Here is a 22,143-nt window from a genome sequence, read left to right on the forward strand (position 1 = left end):
CCGGTCGCCCGTTCGTCGGTTCGCTCAGAAGCTCAGGCACTCGCACTCGGTCATCAGCGCCCGCACGTTGCGCACGTACTGCGGGTTGGGGATGGTCAGCGGCTGATCCTCCCGCGCCACCGCGCCGTGCCCGTAGTTGTAGGCCGCGATCACGGCGTTGAGCAGGCAGGAGTTCAGCTCGCTGGTGCACAGCGAGGCGTCGAGCCGGTAGTCGGACTCGAAGTACATGTCGCCGATGTACTTGGTCAGCCAGGCCAGGTAGGTGCCGCCCAGGTAGGCGTTGTCCCGGTAGGCGTCGATGTCGTACGACTGGCCGAACCGCTGGTTCATCCACTCCGCCGTGGCCGGCATGACCTGCATCAGCCCGACCCCGCCGTCACAGGCGATGATGTTGGACTGCCACCCGCTCTCCTGCCAGGCGGTGGCCTTCAGCAGCGCCGACGGGATGCGGATGTCCGGCGCCGAGGTCGGCCAGTAGGTCCGCGCCGCGGCGTCGGCGAGCGCCGCCTTCACCTGGCTCTGGCTGGCCTTGGTGCCCCGGTAGCTCGGCTTGCAGCCGTCGTCGGCCGGCTTCGGCGGCGCCGGTGGCACCTGGGTCTCGGTCGGCGGCTTCGGCCGGGCCAGCGGCGCCGTCGACGTGCGGGACGGCTTCGCCCGCGGCTTCGGTTTCGCCGACGCGCTCGGGCTGGGCCGTCCGCCCATCGCCGCGACCGCCGGTGGCTCCTCGCTCGGCGCGTCGGCGGGCGCCTCCTGCGGCTGGTCCGCCGGGGCCGCAGTGGGCAGGTCCGCAGCGACCTCCCGGACCGGCCGTTCCTCCTCGCCGCACGCCGTGAGCGTGGCCGCCGCGACCAGTGCCACCACTGTCACGGCCCACCGGCCGAGTCCTCGCCGCATCGGACCTCCCCGTAGTCCCCCGTCGGCGCACCCTAGCAAGGATCGACAGGTCCGGGGGGTACCCGGAACGCGGACCGGCGCCGCCGGGGCCGGGGCGGCGACTCCCCCGCCACCGCGCCGGCCGGTCGCTCGTCCCGGTCGGCCAGGCGGTCCCGGGTCGCCCACGCCACCACGAACACGGTGGTCCAGGCGACGCCCAGCAGGACCGCGGTAACGGTGCCGCTCGCCGTGCTGAAGCCCAGGTAGAGCCGCGCGCCGGTGACAGTCACCACGCCCGCCGACGCGACCGTCCAGACCGCCGCGCCCACCGGCCAGCGGGCGCCGCGCGACAGCAGCCAGGCGAGCGTGCCGAAGCTCGCGGTCACCACCGCGTTCTGCGTCGGGAACAGGTCACCGGGGCGGTCCGGGCCGCCCGGGCCGGTCAGGTCCGCGACGACGACGAGCAACACCAGCGGCACGGCCGCCCCGACGGTCCCCAGCACCCCGAGCGGGTCCGCCCGCCAGGCCCGGCCGCGCCGGGCGACCACGGCGGCCACCACCGCCACCGCGGCGATCAGCACCCAGCCGCGCAACACCGACACCGCCAGCAGCGCCGTGTCGTCCACCCCGGGGGTACGCCGGGCGGCGAACCAGCCGGCGACCAGCCCGTCGAGGACGTACAGCCCGCTCTGCGCGACCACCGCCTCCAGCAGGACCGCCACGGCCAGCCCGGCGACGAACAGCAGCGCCAGCCCCAGCGCCAGGTTGAACAGCAGCGTCCAGGCCGGGCCGACCCGCATGGCGACCAGGAAGAACAGCACCCCGTACCGGGCCCGCAGCCAGCGCAGCGGCGGCAACGCGGCGGCCCGTGCGGCCAGCGCGCGTACCGGGTCCGGGTTGCGGCCCAGCCAGCGGCCGGCCAGCACCACGGCGAGCAGGCACAGCAGCAGGACCAGCACCGCGCCGGTGGCCCGGCCGAGCAGCTTCGACACCCGCTCGTACGACTCACCGGCGAGGTAGCCGGCGAGCACCGAGGCGCCGACCCAGCTCGCCACCCCGGCCAGGTTCCACGGCGCGAACCGCCGGTACGGCATCCCGGCCGACCCGGCGAGCCGGGGCGCCAGCGTGCGGGCGAACGCGATCCAGCGGGCCGCGAGCACACCCCGGCCGCCGAGGCGCTCCAGCAGCGAGTCGGCCCGCCGCCACCGGTGCGCGCCGATCCGGGCACCCACCCCGGAGGCACGCAGACGGGGGCCGTAGCGGCGGCCGGCCCGCCACGCGAGTGTGTCTCCGATCACGGCGGCGGCGGTCATCGCCACCAGCACGGGCGCGAGGCGCAGCGTCCCCGCGTACGCTAGGAAGCCGACCAGAAGCAGGGTCGCCTCGCCGGGCATCAGCAGCCCGACGATCACCGCGGTCTCCGCCGCGACGATCGCCGCGGCGGCCACGTAGATCAGCAGGGGCGGCAGCTCCTGCAGCCAGCTCAGCAGGTCAGGCATCGGGCACCCCGCACGGGTGTCAGCATGCCAGTCGCTGGAACGGTCGGCACAGCACTTTCGACGCAGATCCGGGTTGTCTCGGGGTGACCCCGAGGCGTGCCCCGGCAACCGCAGACAGGAGTATGGAGGGTATGCAGCTACGCACCGACCTCCGCAACGTCGCCATCATCGCCCACGTCGACCACGGCAAGACGACCCTGGTCGACGCCATGTTGCGGCAGGCCGGCGCCTACGGCGCCCGTGGTGAGACCACCGAGCGGGTCATGGACTCGATGGACCTCGAGCGCGAGAAGGGCATCACCATCCTCGCCAAGAACACCGGCGTGCGGTACATGCCGGCGGACGGCTCGGAGCCCGTCACCATCAACATCATCGACACCCCCGGTCACGCCGACTTCGGCGGCGAGGTCGAGCGCGGCCTGACCATGGTCGACGGTGTGGTGCTGCTCGTCGACGCCAGCGAAGGCCCCCTGCCGCAGACCCGGTTCGTGCTCCGCAAGGCGCTGCGCGCCCGGCTGCCGATCATCCTGGTGATCAACAAGGTGGACCGTCCGGACGCCCGGATCAAGGAGGTCGTGGACGACACGTACGAGCTGTTCCTCGACCTGGACGCCGACGAGGAGCAGATCGACTTCCCGATCGTCTACGCCTGCGCCCGCGACGGCATCGCCTCGCTGACCCAGCCCGCCGACGGCGCCGTCCCGGACGACAGCAGCAACCTGGAGCCGCTGTTCCGCACGCTGCTGGACACCATCCCCGCGCCCGCGTACGACGAGGACGCGCCGCTGCAGGCCCACGTCACCAACCTCGACGCCTCGCCGTTCCTGGGCCGGCTCGCGCTGTGCCGGGTTCGCCAGGGCACCATCAGCAAGGGCCAGACCGTGGCCTGGTGCCGCACCGACGGCAGCACCCAGCGGGTACGCATCTCCGAGCTGCTGATGACCGAGGGCCTGGAGCGCAAGCCGGCCGACTCCGCCGGGCCGGGCGACATCATCGCCGTAGCCGGCATCCCGGAGATCATGATCGGTGAGACGCTCGCCGACGCCGAGAACCCGGTGCCGCTGCCGCTGATCACCGTGGACGAGCCGGCCATCTCGATGACCATCGGCACCAACACCTCGCCGCTCGTCGGCCGGGTCAAGGGCGCCAAGGTCACCGCCCGGATGGTCAAGGACCGGCTCGACAAGGAGCTGATCGGCAACGTCTCGCTGCGGGTGCTGCCCACCGAGCGGCCGGACGCCTGGGAGGTGCAGGGCCGTGGCGAGCTGGCCCTGGCGATCCTGGTCGAGCAGATGCGCCGCGAGTCCTACGAGCTGACCGTCGGCAAGCCGCAGGTCGTCACCAAGGAGATCGACGGCAAGACCTGCGAGCCGGTCGAGCGGCTGACCATCGACGCCCCGGAGGAGTACCTCGGCGCCATCACCCAGCTGCTGGCCACCCGCAAGGGCCGGATGGAGCAGCTGGTCAACCACGGCACCGGCTGGATCCGGATGGAGTGGCTGGTCCCGGCGCGCGGCCTGATCGGGTTCCGGACCGAATTCCTCACCGAGACCCGCGGCACCGGCATCCTGCACCACGTCTTCGAGTCGTACGAGCCGTGGTTCGGCGAGCTGCGCACCCGCAACAACGGCTCGCTGGTCGCCGACCGCGCCGGTTCGGTCACCGCGTTCGCGATGACCAACCTCCAGGAGCGCGGCCAGCTCTTCGTCGAGCCGGGCACCGAGGTGTACGAGGGCATGATCGTCGGTGAGAACTCCCGCTCCGACGACATGGACGTCAACATCACCAAGGAGAAGAAGCTCACCAACATGCGCTCGTCGACCGCCGACGAGACCGAGAAGCTGATCCCGCCGCGCAAGCTGTCCCTGGAGCAGGCGCTGGAGTTCTGCCGCGAGGACGAGTGCGTCGAGGTCACCCCGGCCGCGGTGCGCATCCGCAAGGTGGTGCTCGACCAGCAGCAGCGTGGCCGGGCCGCCGCCCGCCGCAAGCACGCCGGCTGACCCACCACCGCTCATAAGCCCCACCCGGAGCCCGGCCCGCCCTCAGCGGACCGGGCTCCCCCCTTCCCACCGCCTCCTCCCCACTCACCCGCTCACCCGCTCACCCATCTCCGCCCGGTCGCCGGTCGATCATGAGGTTGGCGGCAGTTCTGGAGATCGAGTCCGCCGCCAACTTCATGATCGACGCGGTCAACGGGAGGGCTGCGCGACAGATGCGAGACGGCGAGACGCGCCACGGGGCCGGTACCGTGCCTCAGACGCGAGGCGAAGTCACAGCCAGCGGGGTCAGTGAGGTTTGGTGGCCTCCAGGGCCAGGACGTCGGGGACCGGACCGGAGCCGGACTCGACCACCCGGGTCAGCCGCAGGTCGGTGGCCGCCACGGCGTTCAACAACCCGGCCAGGGGCAGGTGCCAGGCGCCCACCCGGGCGCGGACCCCGACCGAGTTCCACGAGCGGACCGTGTGCTCCCGCGAGGCGTACCCGCCATCGATCACGATCCGCTCCGGCTCGGACCGGTCGGCGAACGCACCCACGAAACACGGGTGCACGCCGACGTGCACCAGCCGGCCGCCGGGTGCCAGCACCCGCGCCGCCTCGGCGACCGCCGCCGGATAGTCCGGCATGTCGGTGTGCGCGAGCACGCAGACCACCGCCGGTACGGCGCCGGTGGCGAGTGGCAACGCGGTCGCGTCGGCCCGGGCCACCGGCAGCCGGGCGCGGGCGTGGCGTAACTGCCCGCCGGACAGGTCCACCCCCACCGGTGTCCACCCGAGACGCTTCAGCTCGGCCGCGTGCGCCCCGGTGCCGCAGCACAGGTCCACGCAGCGGCCGGGGCCTTCGCCCAGCAGGTCGGCCAGCACCGACCGGACCCGGTCCATGTAGACCGACGAGGTCTCGCTGGCGTACTCCTCGTACCAGTCGGCGATGTCGTCGTACAACGGGGTCGTCATCTCCGCACGCTAGCCCCGCACCGGGCCCGCCGCTGCCCCGCGTACGCCACGAAGATCCGCTACGGTGCGGTCATGACCTGGGAGGACCTCGACGCACACCTGGACCGGGTGCCCGGCACCGTCTCCGCGTACGTGGGCCGCCCCGGCGCGCGGCCGGCGTGGACGCGGCGGGCCGACGCCACCCACTACGCGGCGAGCACCATGAAGCTCGCCGTGCTGGTTGCGCTGTTCCGCGCCGCCGAGGCCGGCCGGCTCGACCTGGACGCGCCGGTGCCGGTGCGCAACTCGTTCGACTCCGCGCTGCCCGGCGCGCCCCGGTTCGCGAACGACCGCGACTACGACAACGACGAGGCGGTCTGGGACCGCGTCGGCGGTGAGGCGCCGCTGCGCTGGCTCGCCGAACGGATGATCGTCCGGTCCAGCAACCTCGCCACCAACATCTGCATCGGCCAGGTGGGGCTGCCCGCCGTGGCGCAGGCGTGGGCGCTCGCCGGTGCGCGGCACAGCGTCACCGGCCGCGGCATCGAGGACTTCGCCGCCCGCGACTCTGGCATCGACAACCTGGTCACCGCCGCCGACCTGGCCGCCCTGCTCGGTGAGCTGGCGCTCGGCGCGTCCCGGCCCGGCCCGCTCGCCTCGCCGGCCGGCTGCGCCGCCATGCTCGCCGTGCTCGTCGCGCAGGAACACCGCGAGGACCTGGCCGCCGGGCTGCCCGACGGCACCCGGATCGCGCACAAGAACGGCTGGGTACGCGGCGTACGCCACGGCGCGGGCGTGGTGTTCCCGGACGACTCGCCGCCGTACACGATCGTCGTCTGCACCACCACCGAGCTGGCCGACGGCGGCGCGGACGGCGACGAGGTCGAGGATGACGCCTGCCGGCTGATCGCGCACGTCTCCGAGCGGGTCTGGGCCGCGCGGCACGACCTGGCCGGCTGACCCGGCTACTCCAGCAGCCGCTCGCGCAGCGCGGCGCGGTGCGCGTCGGTCACCCCCAGACCGTCGCGCAGGTACGCGTCGAACGAGCCGTGCGCGCGGCGCACCTCGTCGTAGGCGGCGTCCAGGTATTCCGGGCGCACCTCCAGCAGCGGCCGGGCCACCGCCGGGTCCAGGTCCGGCCGGCGCTGGATCATCGCGGACAGCAGCACTTCGCGCAGGCTCTCGGTCAACTCGTTGTGCACGAGGTAGTCGGCGCGGATCGCCTCGTCCTCCACGCCCAGCGCGGTCAGCAGCACCACCGACAGCCAGCCGGTGCGGTCCTTGCCGGCCGAGCAGTGGAACAGCAGCGGCAGGTTCGCGCCCTCGGCGGCGAGCCGCACCGCCGCGCCGAACCCGGTCCGTGCCGACTCCCCGGTGACGAACCAGCGGTAGATCGCCGTCATCGCCCCCGGCATGCCCTCGCGGGCCAGCGCCGCGTACGCGTCCAGGTCGTGGCCCTGCAGCACCGCCGAGACGTACGTGAACACCGGGTGCGCCGCGTCGTAGACCGGCAGGTGCACGGTGCGGGGCTCGCCCACCAGCCGGTCCGGCGGGGCCACCGCCTGCTCGTGGACGTCGCGCAGGTCCACCACGCAGGCCGGGCCGAGCTTGCCCAGCACCGGCAGGTCCTCGTCGGTGAGCCGGCCCAGCGCGGGTGTGCGGATGAGCCGCCCCGCCCGTACCCGCCGCCCGTCGCTCGTCGGCAGTCCACCCAGGTCACGCGCGTTCGGCGCGCCCACCAGCTCCCATTCCCGCCCGGCCATCGGCCCTCCCCTGCTCGCCGCCAGTTGGCTATAGGGTGCCCCACATGACGATCGCCGCGGTACGCACCCACCGTCTGTCGGCCCCCTTACACACCCCGTTCGTCACCGCGCTGCGCCGTACCACCACAGTGGACACGCTGGTGGTGGAGGTGGTCGACGGCGACGGCCGGTCCGGTTTCGGGGAGGCGCCGCAGGTCTGGCAGGTCACCGGCGCGTCGGTGGCGGGTGCCGAGGCGTGCGTACGCGAACTGCTCGCGCCGCTGCTGATCGGCCGCGACGCCGACGACCTCCAGGCAGCAGGCGTGCTGGTGCGCCGTGCCGTGGTGGGAAACGAGTCGGCGAAGGCGGCGCTCGACGTGGCGCTGCACGACCTGGCCGCGCGGCGGCTCGGCGTACCCCTGGTGCGTCTGCTCGGTGGCACGGCGCTGCGCGTGCCGACCGACGTCACGCTGGCCGCCGGTGACGCGGTCGACCTGGCGGCGACGGCGGCGCGGCGCGGCGCCGAGGGGTTCGGCGTGCTCAAGCTCAAGGTCGGCACCGACGCCCGCGGCGACCTGGACCGGGTCCGGGCGGTGCGGGCCGCGGTCGGGCCGGACGTGCGGATCCGGCTGGACGCCAACCAGGGCTGGACGCCCCGGGAGGCGGTGCGGGTGATCCGCGCGATCGAGGACGCGGGGCTCGACGTGGAGCTGGTCGAGCAGCCGGTGCACCGCCGCGACCTGGACGGGCTGGCCTGGGTCAGCGACCGGGTGGACCTGCCGATCCTGGCCGACGAGTCCGTCTTCGACGTGCGCGACCTGGTCGAGGTGATCCGGCGGCGCGCCGCCGACATGGTCAACGTGAAGCTGGCCAAGTGCGGCGGCCTGCAACCGGCCCGCACGCTGCTCGACCTGGCCGCCGCGCACGGCATGGGCACCATCGTCGGTTCGATGATGGAGGGCCCGGTGGGGGTCGGCGCCGCGGCCAGCCTGGTCGCCGCGTCCGGCACCACCGCCGTGTCGGACCTCGACGCCGCCTGGTGGCTGGCCTGGTCGCCGGTCACCGGGGGCATCCGGTACGAGGGCGCGAGCGTGCTGCTGCCGGACGCTCCGGGCCTGGGGGTCACCGGCCTGCGTGAAGCTAAAATTCAGACACGTAGTTGAGCAACGTCAGAATTTTTCATATGGTCGCCCGGACGACCACCGGAGAGAGGGGTACGCGTGGCACCTCAGCCCGGCCGCCGGGCCGTCGTACGGGTACCGGTGGCGACCCTGTGGACCGCTCCCGAGGCGGTACGCCCGATCGACTGCCCCGCCCTCGCCGGCTCGCCCGACGTCGCCGCCTGGATCGCCGGCATGGACCGCGACCAGCTCGTCGGTGACTGCGTCCTGACCCAGCTGCTGCTCGGCGAGCCGGTGCGCGTCACCGAGTCCCGGCCGGACGGCTGGGTGCGGGTGGTGGCGCTGGGCCAGCCCGCGGCGAAGCTCGGCGCCGACGGCTACCCGGGCTGGCTGCGGGCCGCCCACCTGGCCGACGCCGACCCGGCCGACACCGTCCCGTCCGGCAGCGTCCCCGCCGGCCCCGCTCCGGCCGGCCCCGCCGCGTCCGGCACGGCGCGATCGGGCCCCGCTTCGGCCGGACCGGCAGCGGTCGGCACCGGTCCGGCCGGTCCCAGGCCGGCCGGTTCCGGCCCGGCGGCCGACGGTCCGCTGACGGTCGACGTGGCCCGCACCGCGTTGCGTGCCGAGCCCGGCGGCGGCGCCGCGCTCACCGGCGTGGTCCTCGGCACCCGGCTCACCCCGGCCGGGCCGGCGGTGAACGGCAGACGCCCGGTCCGCGTACCCGGGCGGCCCGACCCGCTCTGGGCCCCGGAGGACGACCTGGTGCCGCTGCCCGCCGAGCGTCCCGAGGCCGAGCAGGTGCTCGCGGTCGCCGAACGGCTGCGCGACCTCGTCTACGTCTGGGGCGGCATGTCCACCGACGGCATCGACTGCTCCGGGCTGGTGCACCTGGCCTGGCGACGGTACGGGATCACGCTCCCCCGCGACGCCGACGACCAGGCGGCGGCGACCTCGCGGGTGCCGCTGGACGCCGAACGCCCCGGCGACCTCTACTTCTTCGCCCGGCCCGGCCGGCGCATCCACCACGTCGGGATCGTGTCGGCCGAGCCGCGCGGCGGCCGGCGCCGGATGCTGCACGCCTGCTACCTGACCCGCCGGGTGATCGAGGAGGAGCTGCCGGCCGACCGGACCGCCACTCTCGTCGGCGCCCACCGCGTCTGACCGCTGACACGCCGCGGGGCGCCCCCGCACGGGAGCGCCCCGGACGGGACGGACGGGTCAGCGGCGGGCCTGGGCCAGTTCCCGGCGCCGGTCCCGCGACGACTTCGCCAGGCTGGCGGCGGTGGCCACACCCAGGGTGCCGAGGATGACCGTCAGCGACAGCCAGATCGGGATGTGCGGGGCCCACGCCACGTGCTCGCCGCCGTTGATGAACGGCAGGTTGTTCTCGGCCAGCGCCTCCAGCACCAGCTTCACGCCGATGAAGCCGAGCACCACGGCGAGGCCGTAGCTGAGGTAGATGAGCCGGTCCAGCAGGCCGCCGAGCAGGAAGTAGAGCTGCCGCAGCCCCATCAGCGCGAACACGTTCGCGGTGAAGACCAGGTACGGCTCCTGGGTGATGCCGAAGATCGCCGGGATCGAGTCCAGCGCGAAGATCAGGTCGGTGGTGCCGATCGCGATCATCACGATGAGCATCGGGGTGAACAGGCGCCGCCCGTGCTCGTGGGTGGTCATCCGCGCGCCGTCGTAGTCACGGGACAGCGGGAGTGCCTTGCGGCTCCACCGGATCAGCAGGTTCTCGCTGAACTCGTCCTCGTCCGGCTCGCCCTGCCGGGCCAGGTTCACAGCGGTGTAGATGAGGAACGCGCCGAAGATGTAGAACACCCAGGAGAACTGGGAGATCAGCGCCGCGCCCGCCGCGATGAAGCCACCCCGCATGATCAGCGCCAGGATGATGCCGACGAGCAGCACCTTCTGCTGGTACTGCCGGGGCACCCCGAACCGGGCCATGATGATCACGAAGACGAAGAGGTTGTCCACCGAGAGGCTGTACTCGGTGAGCCAGCCGGTGTAGAACTCGCCTGCGACGCGGCCACCCGCGGTCAGCCAGAGCACCACGCCGAAGATCAGCGCCAGGCCGACGTAGAAGCCCACCCACAGGCTGGACTCCCGGACGCTCGGCTCGTGCGGCCGCCGGCCGATGATGAACAGGTCGGCGAGCAGGACCGCGATCATCGCGATCAGCGTTACCGCCCACACCAATGCGGACACGTTCAAATCCATCCTCCGGCAGACACGCTGCGTCGGGCACACCGTACGCCGGGTGCGGTGCCGGGGTGCGTCGACGCTGACAGGGGTGACTGTCGGAGGTCTCTTCCGCCGGAGCCCGGGTGCCGGGTTCCGACCGGCGGAGCCGGGTCGGGCCACCGGGGGTGCCGGCGCTCTTCCGTGCTGACGACTCCGTCGCGGGGGAATACTCCCCTCCTCGGCCGCCATTGTTCACCATCGCACCCGGGTGGCGCATCTCCGGGCCGCCCATCGATCTCTCGACGTGCTGCGGCTCACGTCGCGCAGGGCGTCCTAGGAGGCTAGTCGTCCCCCTGGCGGGGCGCGCCGGGACGTCACCCGGGACGCACCGGCGGCGGGCCGGCATGGCAGGCTGCCTGCATGGTTCTTGAGGTCGCGCTGATCGATGTCACGCCCGGACACGAGGACGAGTTCGCCGCCGCGTACGCGCAGGCGCGGCCGATCCTCGCCGGCGCCGAAGGCTGCCGCTCCGTGCGGATGACCCGGGGCGTGGAGTCGCCCACCCGGTTCGTGCTGCTCGTCGAGTGGGACTCGGTCGAGGCGCACGACGTGAACTTCCGCCAGACCGAGCGGTTCGCGCAGTGGCGCGGGCTGATCGGCCCGCACTTCGCCGGCCCACCGCTGGTCGAGCACTTCATCGACGTGCCGGCCTGAACTGTCGTACCCCTGCCGTAGCCTGCGCGCTGCGCGGCCACCGGTCCCGACGGGCATCGGGGGCGCCGGGCCCGGTGGTCGCGCCGCACCGACAGCGGGCCGTACGGGCTCACTCCAGCTCGTGCGGATCGCGCGGCCGGGGCACCGGCGCCGCGCCGAGCCGCCGGGCGACCAGTTCGGCGGAGGCGTCCGCCGGCAGCGCCGCCGCCAGCAGCCGCTCGATGACCCGCTCGTAGTGGGCCACGTCCGCCTCGGCGACCAGCCGCAGGTCGGTGGTGAGCGTCTCCACCAGCACGGTGCGCGGGTCGTCCGGGTCGGGGTAGGCGTAGTACGAGAACGGCGCCAGCGGGTGCGGCCCGTCGCCGCTGGACGCCGCGGACCGCAGCACCCGGACGCTGACGCGGGGCCGTTCGGCGAGCGCGAGCAGGTGCCGCATCTGGTCGCGCCACACGTCGGCGGGCAGGCCGTCCGGGTCGCAGACGCGCTCGTCGACGAGGGCGGTGTAGTGCGGCGGGTCCGGCCGGATCAGCAGTTCCTGGCGTGCGACGCGGGCGCGCACGTCGGCCTCCACGTCCACCTCGCCGGTCAGCGCCGCGCCGGCCGCCACGCGCAGCCGGGCGTACGCCGGGGTCTGGAGCAGGCCGGGTACGAGCACGCACTGGTACTCCACGATGCGTTCCGCGCCCGCCTCCAGCTCGGCGTACGCCCGCTGGCGCTCCCCCATCTCGCCGAGCGCCTTGGACCAGCCCCGGCCGGTGGCCGCGTCGCGGGCGATGACGATCAGCTCGTCGCGCTGCGGCGGCGGCACCGCGTAGACGTCGAGCAGGTCGAGCACGTCGGCCAGGTCGGGCCGGCTCTGCCCCAGCTCGATGCGGGACAGCTTCGACGTGGACGCCCAGCCCAGCCGGGTGCAGACCTGTTCGAGCGTGAGCGACTCGCGACGACGCAGCCGGCGCAGCTCCACACCGAGCCGCGCCCTCCGGACCACAGGACTTGCTGACAACGGCATGCACGCCTCCCGGGAGGGAGCGTACGCATCACCGTCACGCTCGGCAATACCTCGCCCACACAGCGCAACCAGGCGGGCGGCGGCGCTCAGGGCCGGTAGGTGCCGAACGACCAGACCAACCCGGCGAGGTCGCGGGCGGCGTAGTCACGGGAGCCGTAGTCGGTGTCGAACGGCGCCCGGACGATCTCCGCGCCGGCCGACCGGGCACGCTCGTGGTGCGCGTCGACGTCGTCGAGCGCCACGTAGACCCGGTAGTCGTCGTCGGCCGGCCGGGACCGGGGCGCCGGCCCCGGGCCGAGCATCACCAGGTCGTCGCCGTACGCCAGCTCGGCGTGGCCGACCGTGCCGTCGGGCAGTTCGTGGGCCTCGCGCACGGTGAAGCCGAACGCGGAACAGAGGAAGTCGGCTGCGGCTCGCACGTCGGGATACCGCAGGAACGGATAGATGCTTCGCATGGCGGTCAGTCTGCCGCCGGAGCGGTCAGGCCGGATTGGACGAATGCGATCCGGGCCCGGTCAGCGCGGCCGGGGTGGCGCCGGCGAACTCGCGGAACTCCCGGATCAGGTGCGACTGGTCGTAGTAGCCCCACCGGGCGGCCCGCTCCGCCCACCCGGCGTCGTCCGGCACGGCGGCGTCCGCGGTGAGCAGCGTGCGGCCCAGGCTCGCGTACGCCCGCTCGAAACGCAGCAGGCGGGCGACCGTCTTCGGCGGCAGGCCGAACTCCCGCCGGAACCGGACCGACAGGTGACGGCGGGACCAGCCCAGCTCCCCGGCGAGCGCGGCCACGCCGACCGCTCCCCCGCTGCCGTCCAGACGCCGAAAGGCCGCCAGCAGGTGCGGGTCCACCGGCGCGGTCGCCGCCAGCCGCGCGGCCACTGCCGCGTCGAGCCGGGCGAAGCGTTCCGGCCAGCCCGGCTCGCCGGCCAGCTCGTCGCGCAGCCGGGCCAGCCAGCCCGCCACCGCGTCGAGCGGCACCACCCGGTTGGCCAGCTCGGCCAGCGGCAGCCCGAGCAGGCGGCGGGCCGCCGGGGCGGTCAGCAGCACCTGCACCCCGGTGCCGGTCCCGGCCGTCCGGGTGGCGCACCAGCCGTCGAACGGGCCGGCCAGGAAGGCGTTGGTGGCGGACCCGCCCTCACCGGGGGCACGCGGGTCGGTCACGGCGAGAGGGTCGCCCCAGCCGAGGATCAGCACCACGAAGGCGCCCGCGACCTCCCGGCGTACCAGCGGGACGGGCACGTCCTCGCGGTAGCCGAGGTAGCTGTCCACCCACCGGCGCAGCCGCGGGTCGGGGCGCCCGACGACGGCCTCGGTCAGCATCGCGCCGCCCCGGCCGTCGCGCCGGTCACCGGACCCCTGCGGCGTCCATCCCGCGTAGCTCCTTCTTGAGGTCGGCGACCTCGTCGCGGATCCGCGCGGCCAGCTCGAACTGCAGCTCCCGCGCGGCAGCGAGCATCTGGTCGTTGAGCTCCTGGATGAGGTTGGCCAGGTCGGCCCGGGCCATCCCCTCCCGCGACGGGGTGGCCGCGGCGCCCCGGCGGCTGCGGGTCTCCTTGACCGGAGCCTTGCCCCGGGACAGCTGCCGCACGGCACCGCCGACGTTGCTGTTCTCGGTGTCCTCCGCCTCGCGGTAGATGTCGTCGAGGATGTCGTGGATCTTCTTGCGCAGCGGCTCCGGCTTGATGCCGTTCGCCTCGTTGTGCGCGATCTGCTTGGCCCGGCGCCGGTTGGTCTCGTCGATCGCGTCCGCCATCGACGGCGTGATCTTGTCGGCGTACATGTGGACCTGGCCGGAGACGTTACGGGCCGCGCGGCCGATGGTCTGGATCAGCGACCGGCCGCTGCGCAGGAAGCCCTCCTTGTCGGCGTCGAGGATCGCCACCAGCGACACCTCGGGCAGGTCGAGACCCTCCCGGAGCAGGTTGATGCCGACGAGCACGTCGTAGTCGCCCTTGCGCAGCTCGCGCAGCAGCTCGACCCGGCGCAGCGTGTCCACCTCGGAGTGCAGGTAGCGCACCCGGATGCCGTTCTCCAGCAGGTAGTCGGAGAGGTCTTCGGCCATCTTCTTGGTGAGCGTGGTGACGAGCACCCGCTCGTCCCGCTCGGTCCGCAGCTTGATCTCGTGCATGAGGTCGTCGATCTGCCCCTTCGTCGGCTTGACCACCACCTCGGGGTCGATCAGGCCGGTGGGCCGGATCACCTGCTCGACGAACTCGCCCTGCGCCTGCTCCAGCTCCCACGGGCCGGGGGTGGCGGAGAGGAAGACCATCTGACCCACCCGCTCCAGGAACTCGTCGAAGCGCAGCGGCCGGTTGTCGGCGGCGCTGGGGAGCCGGAAGCCGTGGTCGATGAGCATCCGCTTACGGGAGGCGTCGCCCTCGTACATGCCGCCGATCTGCGGGATCGTCACGTGCGACTCGTCGACCACGGTGAGGAAGTCGTCAGGGAAGTAGTCGAGCAGGCAGTGCGGCGGGCTGCCGGGCAGCCGGCCGTCGATGTGCATGGAGTAGTTCTCGATGCCGGAGCAGAACCCCACCTGGCGCATCATCTCGATGTCGTAGGTGGTGCGCATGCGCAGCCGCTGGGCCTCCAGCAGCTTGCCCTGCCGTTCCAGCTCGGCCAGCCGCTCACCCAGCTCGGCCTCGATGTCGCGGATCGCCCGTTCCATCCGCTCCGGACCGGCGGCGTAGTGCGTGGCCGGGAAGATCATCAGGCTGTCGACCTCGCGGACCACGTCACCGGTCAGCGGGTTCAGGTAGTAGAGCTTCTCGATCTCGTCACCGAACAGCTCGATCCGGACCGCCAGCTCCTCGTACGCCGGGATGATCTCCAGCGTGTCGCCGCGGACCCGGAAGGTGCCGCGCTGGAAGGCCATGTCGTTGCGCGTGTACTGGATGTCGACCAGCCGGCGCAGCAGCTGGTCGCGGTCCAGCTCCTGCCCGACCTTGACCCGCACGGCCCGGTCGAGGTATTCCTCCGGCGTGCCCAGGCCGTAGATCGCCGAGACGGTGGCGACGACGATGACGTCCCGCCGGGTGAGCAGCGACATGGTGGCCGAGTGCCGCAGCCGCTCGACCTCCTCGTTGATCGAGGAGTCCTTCTCGATGTAGGTGTCGGTCTGCGGGATGTACGCCTCGGGCTGGTAGTAGTCGTAGTAGGAGACGAAGTATTCGACGGCGTTCTGCGGCAGCAGCTCGCCGAACTCCTTCGCCAGCTGGGCCGCGAGGGTCTTGTTGGGGGCGAGCACCAGGGTCGGCCGCTGGAGCCGCTCGACCAGCCACGCCGTGGTGGCGCTCTTGCCCGTGCCGGTCGCGCCGAGCAGCACCGTGTTGCGGTCGCCGCGCCGCACGCGACGCTCAAGCTCGTCGATGGCAGCCGGCTGGTCACCGGCCGGCTGGAACTCACTGACGACCTGGAAGCGGCCGTCGAGCCGGGGAATGTCGAGCGCCATGACACCAACCGTACGCCCGGGGTCCGACACTTCCGGCCACGACCACGGACCGTCCCTGATCGGCTTCGATATTCCCATTGTGTGGCTCATCTCACCGGTCTACCCTCGTACCGTAGGCCGCTCGCGGCGGCCGACCGGGCCGGTGATCGCCCCACGCGGGCCGGTCGCCCCCGGCGCCAGGGCCGCAGCACCCGGGACGACCGGCGTGCGCGCCGACGGTGGTCGCGCGCAGCGCTGACCGGCCGCCGCGAGCGCCCCTGCTCGTCACCGAAACCCCGCTCTCGCGTTCTCCACTCGTGGGGACCTCTCCCGAGCGCAGGCCGCGACGTGAGCCCGACACCGGCACGCCCCCGCCCGCCGACGAGCCGGGCCGCCAGCGCGGCGTGAGCCGCCCCCACCGGCTCTCCGCGCGGGGCGACGGCGACCAGGCCGTACCCCGGGAACCGGGTCGCGGCCACCGGCGCGGCCGCACCAGCACACCGACCCGGCCCGCCACCGTGGCCGGCCGGCGCCGCCGGGCCGGCCTCTTCGACGGCCGCCGTCCCCCGCTCACCACCCGGCCGGACGGCGACCCGGAACTGGACGGCGCCGACGACCCGCCGGACGGGCCGGACCGGCGCCGGATCGCCCTCGCCGCGCTCGTGGCCGCAGCCGCGATCTCCGCCGCGACGCTCGTCGCCGCCCTGCCGTCCTGGGTGCCCGGCCGCACCGACGACGCCCCGGCGACACGTGCCCTGACCGCCGCCGAGGCGGACCGGGTGGCCGCGCTGCGGGTCTCCAACCTGCGCGACGTACGCGCCGGTGTCCGGGTCACGGTCGGCGCCGACGGTGCCCGTACCGAACTGGTCGGCTGGGTCGACTGGGCCCGCCCCCTGGTCTACCTGGACGTCGGCGGCCCGGGCGCGGGCGACGACCGGGGCCTGGTGCAGGCCACCGCGTCCGCGCTGCTGGTACGGCCCGACCCGGGCGCGCTCCCCACCCCGGCCCGGCCGCCGCTGGTGCCGCCGGCGGACCGGTGGCGGATGCGTTCCCCGACCGGCGGGCACGGCCTGGGCGCGGTACGCGACCTGCTGATCGGGCTCGGCGCCGACCGGGTCGATCCACCCGCCACCGACGGCCGGTGGCTACGCGGCGACCAGGTGGGCGGCGTCCCGGTGGACGTGCTCCAGGCGCCCCTCGCGTCACTCGGTGACCCACTGCCCACGCTGTGGGTGGACGCGGACGCCCGGCTGCACCGGCTCACCGGCCGGCTGGCCGACGGCACGCCCGTCACCGTGGACCTGACCCGCGCCGACCGGCCCACGCTGCATCCGGTGGACGCGCTCGGCGGGCGGCCCGGCCAGCCCCGGGCACTCACCGACGACGAGGTCGCCCGGCTGGCCGCGCTGCCCGCCCGGCTCCGGGCAGTCGGCGGCGCGACGGTGACGGTGGCCGCGCCGCTCGGCCCGTCGGACAACCTGTGGGCCACCGGAACGGTGAACTGGACGAGCCCGTCGGCGTACCTCGCGGTGATCGAGGAGGGCAGCGGCCGGCGCACCCTGCGATGGGCCCGGCCGGGACGCGTGGCCGAGGTGCAGCGGTCCCCCGACGGGCCCGCGACGCCACCGGCACCGACGCCGGCCGCGCTGCTCGCCGCCCCCGCGCGGCCGCCCGGCGACGACCTGGACCGGCTGCTCGACGCGGCGCTGCGGGCGGCCCGGCGCGCGCCCGACGGGACCGCCGTCCGGATCCGGGAGGACCGGCTGGACGACCGGGCCGTCGACGTGTTCGAGCTGCCGGGCGGCCGCCGCCTGTGGCTGGACCGGGGCGGCCTGCCGCACCGGATGGAGCTGCGGGCCGGGTCGGGCGTGTGGATCCGGCTCGACCTCACGCCCGGTCGGGCGGCGGGCAGCGGCGGATCGGCGGCCTCGGCGCCGCGCTGAGCCCGGCCCGATCCCTACCGCCCGGTCAGGGCCGCCAGCCGGTCTGCCCGGCCCACTCCTCGGCGCGCAGGTGCTCCTCGTCGAACCAGGGATCGGTCACCGTGCCCCACGTGACGTGCTCCGGCGCCGCAGCCGCCAGTTCCCTCTTCACCTGCAGGTAGTCGGCCCGCCGTGCCGGGTCGGCGCGCAGGTGGTCGCGCATCAGCAGCGCGTACCGCCAGCCGGGCGAACCGGCCTCCCGCAGGTGCAGGCGCACCGGACGTGCCGGGTCCGCTCCGCCGTGCAGCCGCTTGGCCCAGCGCACCGGCTCCGGCTGCCGCGGCGCGTCCCACCACTCGCCCGGCAGCCGCGGGAAACCCGCCTCGGCCAGCCGCTGCGCGAGCGGCCCGTCCGCCTCGTCCAGGGAGGGCACCGTCACCTGGATGTCGATCACGTCCGGCGCGGCGAGCCCCGGCACGGCGGTGGAGCCGACGTGGTCGACCCGGATGTCACCGCCGGCGGCGTGGCGAATCCGGGCGGCCAGCCGGGCGTACTGCTCGGGCCAGGTCGGGTCCGGCCCGGCGAGGGCCGCCGGGTCGGGTGGGACGGCACGGCGTTCGCGGACGTTGCGCTCGTAGGGCAGCAGACGGTCCCGCCAGAGGGTGTCCACGGCGGCGTGCAGATCGGTGAGCGTGCCGTCGTTCGTCAGCAGCACGTCGGCGACCGCGCGGCGGGTCGCGTCGTCGGCCTGCGCGGCGATGCGCCGCTGCGCCTCCGCCGGGGCCATCCCCCGGTCGCGGGTCAGCCGGGCCATCCGGGTCGGCACGGCCGTCTGCACCACGACCACCAGGTGGTACGTCGGCGCGAGTCCCACCTCGACCAGCAGCGGTACGTCGTTGACGACGATCGCGTCGGCGCGGGCGGCGGCGACCAGTTCGGCGCTGCGCGCGCGTACCCGGGGGTGGGTGATCCCTTCGAGCGTGCGGCGGGCCGCCTCGTCGCCGAAGACGACCGCGCCGAGGGCGGCCCGGTCCAGCGCCCCGTCGGCGTCCAGAACCTTTTCGGAGAAGGCGGCGACCACCTCGGCCAGCCCGTCGGTGCCGGGCGCGACGATCTCCCGGGCGATGCGGTCCGAGTCGACGATCACCGCGCCCAGGGTGGCGAGCCGGCTCGCCACCGCGCTCTTGCCCGATCCGATTCCGCCGGTCAGCCCCACCTTCAGCACCCGGACAGTCAACCGGATCCGAAGTCCGCATGCCAAACCCGCCGGGCGCACGACGCGGGCCCCGCCCCCGGCGCTCCGCTGGTGCGGAACGCGGGGACGGGGCCCGTCGTCAGAGGCAGTCGCCGGTCCGTCCGGTGGGACGAACAGGCGTCAGCGTCCGGTCACTTGCCGCCGGCGAGCTTCTCCCGCAGCGCGGCGAGCGCCTCGTCGGTCGCGAGCGTGCCGGCCGGCTCCTCGGCCTGACGGCTCGGGGCCGAGGTCGAGGTGGTGGTGCCGGTGGTGGCCGGAGCCGGGTTGGCGGCGGCCTCGGCGTCGGCGGCGCGGGAGGTCTGCACCTGCTTGGTGTGGGCCTCCCAGCGCTGACGCGCCTCGGCGTACTGCTGCTCCCAGGTCTCGCGCTGCTTGTCGTAGCCCTCGAGCCACTCGCCCGTCTCCGGGTCGAAGCCCTCCGGGTAGATGTAGTTGCCCTGGTCGTCGTACGTCGCGGCCATGCCGTAGAGGGTCGGGTCGAAGTGCTCCTCGCCCTCGACGAAGCCCTCGTTGGCCTGCTTGAGCGACAGCGAGATCCGGCGGCGCTCCAGGTCGATGTCGATGACCTTGACCATGACCTCGGAGCCGACCTGCACGACCTGCTCCGGGATCTCCACGTGGCGCTCGGCCAGCTCGGAGATGTGGACCAGGCCCTCGATGCCGTCGTCCACCCGGACGAACGCACCGAACGGCACCAGCTTGGTGACCTTACCCGGCACGATCTGCTGGATCGCGTGGGTGCGGGCGAACTGACGCCACGGGTCCTCCTGCGTCGCCTTCAGCGACAGCGAGACCCGCTCGCGGTCCAGGTCGACGTCCAGGACCTCGACCTCGACCTCCTGGCCCACCTCGACGACCTCGGACGGGTGGTCGATGTGCTTCCAGGACAGCTCGGAGACGTGCACGAGGCCGTCCACGCCGCCCAGGTCGACGAACGCGCCGAAGTTGACGATCGAGGAGACGACGCCCTTGCGGACCTGCCCCTTCTGGAGCTTGTTGAGGAACTCGGTGCGCACCTCGGACTGCGTCTGCTCCAGCCAGGCACGGCGGGACAGGACCACGTTGTTGCGGTTCTTGTCCAGCTCGATGATCTTGGCTTCGAGCTCGCGGCCGACGTACGGCTGCAGGTCACGCACACGCCGCATCTCGACGAGCGACGCGGGCAGGAAGCCGCGCAGGCCGATGTCGAGGATGAGACCACCCTTGACGACCTCGATGACCGAGCCGCGGACGACGCCGTCCTCGTCCTTGATCTTCTCGATCGTGCCCCAGGCCCGCTCGTACTGCGCCCGCTTCTTGGAGAGGATCAGCCGACCCTCCTTGTCCTCCTTCTGGAGGACGAGGGCCTCGATGTGGTCACCCACCGAAACGACCTCGGCCGGGTCCACGTCGTGCTTGATCGACAACTCCCGAGAGGGGATGACACCCTCGGTCTTGTAGCCGATGTCGAGCAGGACCTCGTCCCGATCGACCTTGACGACGGTGCCTTCGACAATGTCGCCGTCGTTGAAGTACTTGATGGTCTCGTCGATCGCGGCGAGGAAAGCTTCCTCAGAGCCGAGGTCGTCGTGGGTGACCTTGTTGGCGCTCGAGGTGGCCTCGATGCTGCTCGTCATGTGGGCGGTTGCTCCGGTCGGATGGGTTGTCACAGCGGGCATGGGTGTCGCGGTGACTCTGCCGCGCCAACGGATCCGTCGCCGGGCACACCGAACGATCGACGCGAGAAGATCATTAGTGGCTCCGGTGACCGCGCACCTGCTCCCTGCCGAGGCACACGATCCGCGAGCGCATCGTCTAGCCTACCCGCTGCATTACCACAGCGTGCAAGCCCTCCCGGGTCCGTGCGAACTCATCCGCTGCGAAAGCGGAGATTTTGCGCGGTAAGGTGCCACAGCTGTCTCGTCCGTCACATCCGCCCCAGCCACCACCCCACCGCACCCGGTCCGCGCCGCCGGACCTAGCGTGAACCCGTGGACGACGACAGGGTGACCCGCCGACGGGTCGACGCCGGGGAGATCCGCCGCGCGAACCGCGGATGGTGGGACACCGACGCCGACGCGTACCAGGCCGAGCACGGCGCGTTCCTCGGCGACGCCGACTTCGTCTGGTGCCCGGAAGGGCTGCGCGAGGCCGACGTCCGGCTGCTCGGCGACGTCGCCGGCCGGCGGATCCTCGAACTCGGCGCCGGGGCGGCCGCCGCCGCCCGCTGGCTCGCCGCCCAGGGCGCCCGGCCGGTCGCGCTGGACCTGTCCGCCGGCATGTTGCGGCACGCCGCCGAGGCCGCCGGGCGCACCGGGGTACGTGTGCCGCTGGTGCAGGCCGACGCGCTCGCCCTGCCGTTCGCCGACGCCGCGTTCGACACCGTCTGCACCGCGTTCGGCGCGATCCCGTTCGTGGACGACTCGGCGGCGGCGATGCGCGAGGTGGCCCGGGTGCTGCGGCCCGGCGGCCGGTGGGTCTTCTCGGTCACCCACCCGATGCGCTGGATCTTCCTGGACGACCCGGGCGAGGGCGGGCTGACCGCAGTGCACTCGTACTTCGACCGCTCCCCCTACGTCGAGCAGGACGAGCACGGCGTGGCCACGTACGTCGAGCAGCACCGCACCCTCGGCGACCGGATCCGGGAGCTGGTCGGCGCCGGGTTCCGCCTGCTGGACCTGGTGGAGCCGGAGTGGCCGGCCGGGCACGAGGGGATCTGGGGCCAGTGGAGCCCGCTGCGCGGCCGGCTGTTCCCCGGCACCGCGATCTTCGTCGCGGAGAAGCCGACGGGCTGAGCGCGTCGCACGTCCGGTGCGACACGAGCTCCGGCACCCGGCGGTACGCTCGCCGCATGAGCGCCGTGCCCATTCCGACATCACCTGGCCCCTGGTGTCCGGACCCGATGCGGCAGCAGCGTGCGGACTACACGCTGGAGGATCTGCTCACCCTGCCGGACGACGCCCCCCGCGTCGAACTCGTCGACGGAGTCTTCCAGGTGACACCCTCCCCCACCCTGGGCCACCAGGACATCTCCCTCCTGCTCAGCCTCTGGCTGCGGTCACACGCTCCGGCCGGGCTGCGGGTCGCCCAGGCCATCAGGGTCGGACTCAGCCCCAACACCAGCCGGCAACCGGACGTCCTGCTCCACCACGCCGGGCTGCCGAGCGACAGGTCCCTCCTGCGACCGGCGGACGTCGTCCTGGCCGTCGAGATCGTCTCCCCCGCCACCCGGCGGGTCGACCGGTTCGCCAAGCCGGGCGAGTACGCCGCCGCCGGGATCCCGTTCTACTGGCGGATCGAGCAGGATCCGGTGCACCTCTACGCGTACCGCCTCGGTGACCGGATCGGTCCGGGCGGCGAGCGGCAGTACGAGCTGGTGGACGGCAGCAGCGAGGTGATCGAGCTGTCCGAGCCCTTCGCGATCAAGCTGCCGATCGCCGAGATCCGGCCCTGACCACACCGTTACTCGGTGTCGGCCGCGGGTA

19 protein-coding genes are annotated in these 22,143 nt (G+C 73.5%); 8 read left to right on the forward strand and 11 right to left on the reverse strand.

Annotated elements, in window-relative coordinates:
* Positions 1–24: 24 nt before the first annotated feature.
* Entirely contained in the window at positions 25–894 is an 870-nt protein-coding gene (locus O7611_RS18990) for a lytic transglycosylase domain-containing protein (RefSeq protein WP_194803194.1), read from the reverse strand.
* 32 nt (positions 895–926) lie between these two features.
* Entirely contained in the window at positions 927–2,372 is a 1,446-nt protein-coding gene (locus O7611_RS18995; protein ID WP_269697327.1) for a DedA family protein, read from the reverse strand.
* Positions 2,373–2,503: 131 nt separating this feature from the next.
* Between O7611_RS18995 and typA the strand changes: the two genes are divergently transcribed.
* Positions 2,504–4,372: a translational GTPase TypA gene (gene typA, locus O7611_RS19000; protein ID WP_269697328.1), complete on the forward strand. Its 1,869-nt coding sequence runs from the start codon at positions 2,504–2,506 to the stop codon at positions 4,370–4,372.
* A 285-nt stretch (positions 4,373–4,657) separates the two neighbouring features.
* Here the strand turns inward: typA and O7611_RS19005 are convergent, their stop codons facing one another.
* The gene (locus tag O7611_RS19005) at positions 4,658–5,323 is read right to left on the reverse strand and encodes a class I SAM-dependent methyltransferase (protein WP_269697329.1); all 666 of its coding nucleotides are present in this window, start codon (positions 5,321–5,323) and stop codon (positions 4,658–4,660) included.
* 72 nt (positions 5,324–5,395) lie between these two features.
* On the opposite strand from O7611_RS19005, the gene O7611_RS19010 reads away from it, so the two are divergent.
* Entirely contained in the window at positions 5,396–6,262 is an 867-nt protein-coding gene (locus O7611_RS19010; RefSeq protein WP_194803507.1) for a serine hydrolase, read from the forward strand.
* 5 nt (positions 6,263–6,267) lie between these two features.
* Here O7611_RS19010 and O7611_RS19015 read toward each other — a convergent pair whose 3' ends face one another.
* Positions 6,268–7,065, reverse strand: coding sequence for a tyrosine-protein phosphatase (locus O7611_RS19015; RefSeq protein WP_194803508.1), 798 nt, complete (start codon positions 7,063–7,065; stop codon positions 6,268–6,270).
* A gap of 44 nt (positions 7,066–7,109) precedes the next feature.
* Here O7611_RS19015 and O7611_RS19020 point away from each other — a divergent pair, with 44 nt between their 5' ends.
* Together O7611_RS19020 and O7611_RS19025 are read left to right on the forward strand one after the other, a co-directional pair.
* Complete coding sequence (locus O7611_RS19020; RefSeq protein ID WP_194803509.1) at positions 7,110–8,207, forward strand: mandelate racemase/muconate lactonizing enzyme family protein; 1,098 nt, start codon at positions 7,110–7,112, stop codon at positions 8,205–8,207.
* A 57-nt stretch (positions 8,208–8,264) separates the two neighbouring features.
* The gene (locus O7611_RS19025) at positions 8,265–9,326 is read left to right on the forward strand and encodes a C40 family peptidase (RefSeq protein WP_194803510.1); all 1,062 of its coding nucleotides are present in this window, start codon (positions 8,265–8,267) and stop codon (positions 9,324–9,326) included.
* A 57-nt stretch (positions 9,327–9,383) separates the two neighbouring features.
* On the opposite strand, the gene O7611_RS19030 is transcribed toward O7611_RS19025, so the two are convergent.
* Positions 9,384–10,382: a TerC family protein gene (locus O7611_RS19030; RefSeq protein ID WP_194803519.1), complete on the reverse strand. Its 999-nt coding sequence runs from the start codon at positions 10,380–10,382 to the stop codon at positions 9,384–9,386.
* A gap of 390 nt (positions 10,383–10,772) precedes the next feature.
* On the opposite strand from O7611_RS19030, the gene O7611_RS19035 reads away from it, so the two are divergent.
* Positions 10,773–11,066: an antibiotic biosynthesis monooxygenase family protein gene (locus O7611_RS19035; protein ID WP_013287496.1), complete on the forward strand. Its 294-nt coding sequence runs from the start codon at positions 10,773–10,775 to the stop codon at positions 11,064–11,066.
* Between the two features lie 109 nt (positions 11,067–11,175).
* Here the strand turns inward: O7611_RS19035 and O7611_RS19040 are convergent, their stop codons facing one another.
* The 4 genes from O7611_RS19040 to uvrB form a co-directional block, all read right to left on the reverse strand.
* Complete coding sequence (locus O7611_RS19040) at positions 11,176–12,075, reverse strand: DUF5753 domain-containing protein (protein ID WP_194803511.1); 900 nt, start codon at positions 12,073–12,075, stop codon at positions 11,176–11,178.
* Between the two features lie 86 nt (positions 12,076–12,161).
* Positions 12,162–12,530, reverse strand: a complete 369-nt coding sequence (locus O7611_RS19045) for a VOC family protein (RefSeq protein ID WP_269697330.1) — start codon at positions 12,528–12,530, stop codon at positions 12,162–12,164.
* A gap of 25 nt (positions 12,531–12,555) precedes the next feature.
* The gene (locus O7611_RS19050) at positions 12,556–13,392 is read right to left on the reverse strand and encodes a helix-turn-helix transcriptional regulator (RefSeq protein WP_269697331.1); all 837 of its coding nucleotides are present in this window, start codon (positions 13,390–13,392) and stop codon (positions 12,556–12,558) included.
* 25 nt (positions 13,393–13,417) lie between these two features.
* On the reverse strand, positions 13,418–15,523 hold the full coding sequence (uvrB, locus tag O7611_RS19055) for an excinuclease ABC subunit UvrB (RefSeq protein ID WP_187690918.1): 2,106 nt from the start codon (positions 15,521–15,523) through the stop codon (positions 13,418–13,420).
* A 383-nt stretch (positions 15,524–15,906) separates the two neighbouring features.
* Here uvrB and O7611_RS19060 point away from each other — a divergent pair, with 383 nt between their 5' ends.
* On the forward strand, positions 15,907–17,445 hold the full coding sequence (locus tag O7611_RS19060; RefSeq protein WP_269697332.1) for a hypothetical protein: 1,539 nt from the start codon (positions 15,907–15,909) through the stop codon (positions 17,443–17,445).
* A 25-nt stretch (positions 17,446–17,470) separates the two neighbouring features.
* On the opposite strand, the gene coaE is transcribed toward O7611_RS19060, so the two are convergent.
* Together coaE and rpsA are read right to left on the reverse strand one after the other, a co-directional pair.
* Positions 17,471–18,649 (reverse strand): dephospho-CoA kinase, encoded by a 1,179-nt coding sequence (gene coaE, locus O7611_RS19065; protein WP_269697333.1) that lies wholly within the window; start codon positions 18,647–18,649, stop codon positions 17,471–17,473.
* 161 nt (positions 18,650–18,810) lie between these two features.
* The gene (gene rpsA, locus O7611_RS19070) at positions 18,811–20,337 is read right to left on the reverse strand and encodes a 30S ribosomal protein S1 (RefSeq protein ID WP_047893869.1); all 1,527 of its coding nucleotides are present in this window, start codon (positions 20,335–20,337) and stop codon (positions 18,811–18,813) included.
* A gap of 312 nt (positions 20,338–20,649) precedes the next feature.
* Here rpsA and O7611_RS19075 point away from each other — a divergent pair, with 312 nt between their 5' ends.
* Together O7611_RS19075 and O7611_RS19080 are read left to right on the forward strand one after the other, a co-directional pair.
* Positions 20,650–21,453 (forward strand): class I SAM-dependent methyltransferase, encoded by an 804-nt coding sequence (locus tag O7611_RS19075; RefSeq protein WP_194803515.1) that lies wholly within the window; start codon positions 20,650–20,652, stop codon positions 21,451–21,453.
* A 107-nt stretch (positions 21,454–21,560) separates the two neighbouring features.
* Positions 21,561–22,112 (forward strand): Uma2 family endonuclease, encoded by a 552-nt coding sequence (locus tag O7611_RS19080; protein ID WP_269697334.1) that lies wholly within the window; start codon positions 21,561–21,563, stop codon positions 22,110–22,112.
* The last annotated feature ends 31 nt before the right edge of the window (positions 22,113–22,143 follow it).

The sequence above is a fragment of the Micromonospora sp. WMMC273 genome (genome assembly GCF_027460285.1).
GTDB classification, from domain to species: domain Bacteria; phylum Actinomycetota; class Actinomycetes; order Mycobacteriales; family Micromonosporaceae; genus Micromonospora; species Micromonospora aurantiaca.

Excerpts from the sequence above, each read along its gene's own strand:
- O7611_RS18990 (WP_194803194.1), bottom strand. The coding sequence starts at position 894 with ATGCGGCGAGGACTCGGCCGGTGGGCCGTGACAGTGGTGGCACTGGTC.
- O7611_RS18995 (WP_269697327.1), bottom strand. The coding sequence starts at position 2,372 with ATGCCTGACCTGCTGAGCTGGCTGCAGGAGCTGCCGCCCCTGCTGATC.
- typA (WP_269697328.1), top strand. The coding sequence starts at position 2,504 with ATGCAGCTACGCACCGACCTCCGCAACGTCGCCATCATCGCCCACGTC.
- O7611_RS19005 (WP_269697329.1), bottom strand. The coding sequence starts at position 5,323 with ATGACGACCCCGTTGTACGACGACATCGCCGACTGGTACGAGGAGTAC.
- O7611_RS19010 (WP_194803507.1), top strand. The coding sequence starts at position 5,396 with ATGACCTGGGAGGACCTCGACGCACACCTGGACCGGGTGCCCGGCACC.
- O7611_RS19015 (WP_194803508.1), bottom strand. The coding sequence starts at position 7,065 with ATGGCCGGGCGGGAATGGGAGCTGGTGGGCGCGCCGAACGCGCGTGAC.
- O7611_RS19020 (WP_194803509.1), top strand. The coding sequence starts at position 7,110 with ATGACGATCGCCGCGGTACGCACCCACCGTCTGTCGGCCCCCTTACAC.
- O7611_RS19035 (WP_013287496.1), top strand. The coding sequence starts at position 10,773 with ATGGTTCTTGAGGTCGCGCTGATCGATGTCACGCCCGGACACGAGGAC.
- O7611_RS19040 (WP_194803511.1), bottom strand. The coding sequence starts at position 12,075 with ATGCCGTTGTCAGCAAGTCCTGTGGTCCGGAGGGCGCGGCTCGGTGTG.
- O7611_RS19045 (WP_269697330.1), bottom strand. The coding sequence starts at position 12,530 with ATGCGAAGCATCTATCCGTTCCTGCGGTATCCCGACGTGCGAGCCGCA.
- O7611_RS19050 (WP_269697331.1), bottom strand. The coding sequence starts at position 13,392 with ATGCTGACCGAGGCCGTCGTCGGGCGCCCCGACCCGCGGCTGCGCCGG.
- uvrB (WP_187690918.1), bottom strand. The coding sequence starts at position 15,523 with ATGGCGCTCGACATTCCCCGGCTCGACGGCCGCTTCCAGGTCGTCAGT.
- rpsA (WP_047893869.1), bottom strand. The coding sequence starts at position 20,337 with ATGCCCGCTGTGACAACCCATCCGACCGGAGCAACCGCCCACATGACG.
- O7611_RS19080 (WP_269697334.1), top strand. The coding sequence starts at position 21,561 with ATGCGGCAGCAGCGTGCGGACTACACGCTGGAGGATCTGCTCACCCTG.